At 27.3% G+C, this 6,000-nt stretch carries 5 protein-coding genes; all 5 read left to right on the plus strand.

The window, feature by feature from the left end:
• Nucleotides 1-407 precede the first annotated feature (407 nt).
• Nucleotides 408-713 carry a hypothetical protein gene (locus tag NW238_RS02320; protein ID WP_171111929.1) on the plus strand — a complete coding sequence of 102 codons (306 nt, stop codon included), beginning with the start codon at nucleotides 408-410 and terminating at the stop codon, nucleotides 711-713.
• A gap of 1,106 nt (nucleotides 714-1,819) precedes the next feature.
• On the plus strand, nucleotides 1,820-3,121 hold the full coding sequence (locus NW238_RS02325) for an ATP-binding protein (protein ID WP_258451754.1): 1,302 nt from the start codon (nucleotides 1,820-1,822) through the stop codon (nucleotides 3,119-3,121).
• Between the two features lie 149 nt (nucleotides 3,122-3,270).
• Entirely contained in the window at nucleotides 3,271-3,771 is a 501-nt protein-coding gene (locus NW238_RS02330) for a hypothetical protein (protein ID WP_216505393.1), read from the plus strand.
• Between the two features lie 601 nt (nucleotides 3,772-4,372).
• On the plus strand, nucleotides 4,373-4,738 hold the full coding sequence (locus NW238_RS02335) for a type III restriction endonuclease subunit M (RefSeq protein ID WP_258451755.1): 366 nt from the start codon (nucleotides 4,373-4,375) through the stop codon (nucleotides 4,736-4,738).
• A gap of 61 nt (nucleotides 4,739-4,799) precedes the next feature.
• Nucleotides 4,800-6,000: site-specific DNA-methyltransferase (locus tag NW238_RS02340; RefSeq protein ID WP_258451756.1), on the plus strand; the 1,201-nt coding region annotated here is incomplete at its 3' end.

Raw genomic sequence — 6,000 nt, forward strand, 5'->3', positions numbered from 1 at the left:
CCATTATTGTTCTGATGTTTAATTCAATAATTCTCAATACGCTGCATAAAAGCACTTATTTAAAATCGCAAAAAAATAGAATGAAATTTTATCTATCTTTTTCAACAATTTGATTCGTCTGGATGCTTATACTATTTATAATAAGTTTAACCTATACAATACAAAAGTTCAGTTTCTATTCGGATTTTAAAATTTGGAAATCAGATATTTACAATTGATTAAAAAAATTTGACATTTTTTTAGATTTGGTAAATATATTTAGTTTTATAGGATTTATAATAATCATTCCCTTATTTATTTTTAATATCTTATATTGAACAAAATTAAAAAACAAAAGACTATTATATTTTGAATATAAAGAACTAATTAATTTTAACGATGAAGAATATAATATTGATTTTCTTAAAATGAATGTAAAAATAACCAGAAGAAAAAGAATTGTTACAACAACACAAGAAACATTGGAGAAATTAAAAAGAATACCTAAAATATTGCCAAGAAAATTGTTAATTATGGATATAGTGTTTTGTTGTATTGGTTATTCTCTTTCATATACAGATGAAGATTTCGAATCAGATGAAATTCAGTTTCAATTTATGATGATGAATTATATTAAACAGCTTAAAATGAATTTTGGTTTTTCTGATGATGAGATTGAAAAAGCATACTATAAATTTATGATAAAAGATAAAAATAAAAAAGATGCAAAATAACGAATATACTCTATTAACAGAGTAATTCGTTATTTTTTAATCCAATAAATAGCCAAAATTCAATGATTATTAAATTAATAAAATTCAAAAGTAAAGGAATAAACTAGGATAAAAAAAATAGACTCGAATTTAAAGATTTTTGGTGTTTTTTGTATCCATTTTACAGGAAAGAAAATAGCCATTTATGGGAAAACACTCACAAACTAAAATTAAAAGAAATTTTTGTATTTTATAAGCAATATTTAAGAACAGTAAAAGAAAATTTTTTCAGTATCTACTGTTAGAAATATTAGAAATAAGTTTAAGCAACATAATTCAGGTATGAGCATAGAATATAACACGGGTAAATCACCTAAAAAAGTAAAGGTTCAGGGACACCTAAAAAAATAGATATAGAAGCAAAAAAAATCAAACAAGAGATATGGTTTTAGAGTGAATATTAAGCAGATTATTGATATTTGGTGAATTAAAAAATCAACATATTATTATCGTTAAAAAAACCAAAACCAATAAGGAAATAAAACATATACGATATGAAGATCAAATTAGACAAGTTTTCTATGATTGTAAAGGCAGATATAGAAGAGGAGACTTTCACTTCTTTTTAAAAAAATAACAGTCTAACTAGCTGAATATTAAATATTTTTTTGGCTCTTACTTAATGGTAGGTGTTTTTTTATGCCAAAATCCAAAGAAAGGAGAGCTTATAGCTAAAAGAATAAAGGCATTACGGTTGAAATTGGTGGGGATACTACTGGTCTTTATAAAGCCTTAAAAAGCGTTAACTCTTCAATAAGACAAACTCAGACCACTCTTATTCCTACTTAGGTGTGTAGAACTAGGGATATCAATAAAGGAATTGAATTTGGTAACGATAGGAATGGTGCTAGATATATGGACAGAAAAAGCAATGATGGAGTAAAATAAAGCAAAGTTGCAGGTTCAAGCTGAATTTGATAAGTTTTAGCATGCATTTTAATAAAAGTAGTAAATACGCATTTATTTTAAAAGTAATCATCGAAAATTTTGATTGAGAATGCTATAATATTGTAAATAGATTTAATAAAAATGCGTATTTACAATATATTATTAAAGGAGAGTGTAGAGTGGAAGTACAAAGACCAAGATATTTAAATCAACTTATCGATAAAAAAGATAATGGAAGAGTAAAAATTATTACAGGTATTAGAAGATGTGGAAAGTCTTATCTTTTATTTGAGCTATATAGGAAGTACTTACTTTCCAGTGGAGTGCGTGAAGATCAAATTATAATGATTGCACTTGATAGTCTAAAAAATATCAAGTATAGAAATCCAATAGAATTAGATGATTATTTAAGAGATAAAATTCAAGATGATGGACTTAAACATTATATTTTTATCGATGAAATCCAATTTGTAGAAGAAATTTATAATCCATATTTAGAAGGTACTGACTCAAAGGTAAACTTTGTTGATTTGGTACTTGGACTTATGAAAATTCCGAATGTAGATGTATATATTACAGGCAGTAATTCAAAGATGCTTTCATCAGATGTGCTAACGCAGTTTAGAGATCGTGGCGATGAAATAAGAGTATATCCATTTTCGTTTGCAGAATTTTATTCATGTTATGAAGGAGACAAGGGAAAGGCTTTTGATGAATTCTGCCTGTACGGTGGAATGCCAATGTCTGTGCAACTTAAAAGTCATGAAAAAAAGAGCGAGTATTTGAAGAATGTTTTTACAAGTACTTATATTAAAGATGTAATGGAGCGCAATAAAGTTCTTAAAGATGCATCTATAATGGATGATTTGTTGGATATTATATCTTCATCTATTGGTTCTTTATCCAATCCAACTAAACTGGCTAATACTTTCATGTCAGAGAAGAATATAAAGATATCCCAGTTTACGGTAAGCAATTACTTGGACTACTTTATAGATGCCTTTTTAATTGAAAAAGTCAGAAGATATGATGTAAAAGGGAGAAAATATATATCAGCCCCGTATAAATACTATTTTTCAGATATTGGACTTAGAAATGCAAGGTTAAATTTCAGACAGAATGAGCAGTCACATATTATGGAGAATATAATATATAATGAACTTCGCATGAGGGGGTTAAATGTAGATGTTGGTGTTGTGGAATATAACTATAAAGATGAAAATAGAAAAACGATTAGAAAAAATTTAGAAGTAGACTTTATAATCAATAGAGGAAGTAATAGATATTATATTCAATCGGCGCTTAATGTTGATACAAGAGAAAAACAAATACAAGAAACGGAATCCTTAAGAAGAACAGGAGATTCATTTAAGAAAGTTGTTATAGTTAGAAACAAAATAGTGCCTAGATTTGATAACGATGGAATTTTATATATTGGAGTAGAGGATTTTCTCTTGGATGAAACAGCACTGGATTTATAGAAATAGCATCGTTAGATTTAATAAAAATGCATATTTACTCGATGATTTTAAATAAATGACAGTCTAACTAGCTGAATATTAAATATTTTTTTGCGCTTACTTAATAGTAGGTGCTTTTTTCATGCCTATTTTAGGAAGGAGGTGGACAAGTGGCAAACAGAATAAAAGGTATTACCGTTGAGATTGGTGGAGATACAACAGGTCTTGATAAAGCCTTAAAAGGCGTTAACTCTTCAATAAGACAAACGCAGGCTTCTCTTCGTGATTTTAATCGTCTGCTTAAGCTCGATCCTAGAAATAGTGAACTTTTGGCACAAAAGCAAAAACTACTCCAAAATGAACTAAAAGGAACTAAGGAAAAACTAGAAGCCTTAAAAGAAGCAGATAAACAAGCAAAAATACAACTTGAAAAAGGAGAGCTAGGTGAAGATAAATATGATGCTCTTCAAAGAGAGATAGTAGAAACTGAGAACAAACTAAAAGAGCTTGAAAAAGAAGCAAGTGTTGCAAGTAGTTCATTAACTAAAACATCTGATACCGGAGCTAAACTTAAGACTGTTGGAAAAGTCATCGAGTCGGCTGGTAAAAAGATGTTAGATTTATCTGCAGGAGTTTTAGCTGTTGGTGGTGCATCAGCAAAATGAGTATAGACTTTAAAAATACAATGACAAAAGTAAATGCCAAAGGCGATACCACAAAAATTCAACTTAAAACATTAGAAAATCAGATAATAGATTTATCTAATCAAACAGGTATTAGTTCTGTCGGATGGTGTTTCTTCCGATTTTCTTTTTTATTTTCAAAATATTTAATCAAGAAAAAAACAAGACCTCTTTTTTGTGGTCTTGCGTTTTTTTATATTAAAAAGTATTTTTTAATTTTATTAATCAGTTATTTATATCTAATAGAAAGTAATTTTAAGAATTTTATTAAAAAGTTTTTTAGTAATTCAGATTTTGATTTTTGTTTGTGCCTCTTAATTCATTGTTTACGTTGTTTTGTATGAATTAATTCAAAATTAAACATATACAAAATTTTAAAATTCTTTTAACTCACATTTTTTTATATCTAATGCTACTAAAATGGTTTGTAAATAAATATTTAGCATTTTGTATCTTTAAATTATTTTATATAGTCATTTATTTCACCTTGCATTTATCGTCGCTAATTAAAATATATTCCCAAAGCGCACTCATTTTAATATAATTTTAATTAGCTAAAAAATAGCTGATGTATTAATAAGGAGAAAATATGAACAAAGAATTAATCTTAAATGATTATATTAATAAAATAAATGAAATATCAAAACACGATATTAATCAAGACCAAAAAGATCTAATAATTAATATCTTAAAAAGAACAGATGAAAAAGATTTACAAGATGTATATCAATTTTTAATTAAAAGAGTAAAAATTGGTTTTGTTTTCGATGAAGCACCAGCTTGCAAAAACACAGCTTTAGCTTTACTTAAAAAAGATAATGAAAAATCATTTATTAATGATATGTTAAATCACCAAGAATTTGAAAATACTCTAATTATTGGTGAAAACTATGATGCTTTAAAGAATCTATTAGTGATAGAGAGAGAGAGAGAGAGAGAGAGAGAGAGTCGCTAGCGACACAAATGCATTTTACGATGTAATTTACATCGACCCTCCTTATAATACCGAATCATCTTTGAGCGATGGAAATAGTTTAAAAAATGGCGAAAAAGATGATGTAGCAGCTTCAAAATTTATTTATCGTGATAAATTTAGTCGTACTGGTTGACTAAATATGATGAGCGAACGTTTAAGAATGGCAAAGAACCTATTGAAAGAAGATGGGGTTATTTTCGTATCAATTGATGATACAGAACAAGCTTATTTAAAAGTTTTAATGGACGAAATATTTGGTGAAGAGAATTTTATTACTAATATTGTTTGACACAACAATGTAAAAGGCAGACAATTAGATAAATTTATTAAAAACACATACGAAAATATTGTCATGTATTCAAAAAATGTAAATAATTTAAATCTTACCAACGATAAATTAGAACCTAATACAAAATCTATTTTTAAAGATAATATAGGTTTGTATTCAAAGGGTTATCCCCTTCATAATGGAACTGCAGACTTCGATATAAATAATCGACCTAATTTAGGCTATTCAATTTATTTTAATCCACACACAAAAGAAGCAATTACTCATGATGAAAAAGAAGTTATGAACGGTAATTATATTATAGGTAAATCACAGCGTCAAGATCTTTTAACTAAAGGCTTTTTAAGAATATTGCCAAAAATCAATGAAAAATACGGAAAACAAAGAGTTTGAAGATGAAGCTCTAATAAGTTTTTAAAAGAATACAAAAATGAATTAATTTATGATTCATCCGATAATTATTTTTACCAAAAGAAAAGATATTCGGAAGACGGAACTAGAGAAGCAAAATTTAAGAATTACATCAATATTGATGGAGGAAGTGAAAAACCAAAGTTATTATCAATTATGAATACATTAATTTTTACCAATCCAAAACCAGTTGAATTAATACAATGATTAATTAATTTACACCCTAACAAAAACGCCCGTATTTTAGACTTTTTCGCCGGTTCTGGTACAACCGGCCACGCCGTTATGGAATTAAATAGAGAAGATGGCGGAAATAGAACTTTTACATTAGTTACTAATAATGAAAATAACATAGCATATGATGTAACTTATGAAAGACTTTATAGAATAAATAATGGTAAAGGCACAAATGACGAATCATTTAAATGACTAGAAAAGAATAAACCTTATAAGCAAAATCTTAATGTTTTTAACATTGAATATTTTGATACAAAACTTTTCGATGACAATGTTAATAATGAATTAATCAAGCAAACATTAA

Origin of the sequence: Mycoplasma zalophidermidis (assembly GCF_024742155.1) — a bacterium.
GTDB lineage: Bacteria > Bacillota_I > Bacilli_A > Mycoplasmatales > Metamycoplasmataceae > Mycoplasmopsis > Mycoplasmopsis zalophidermidis.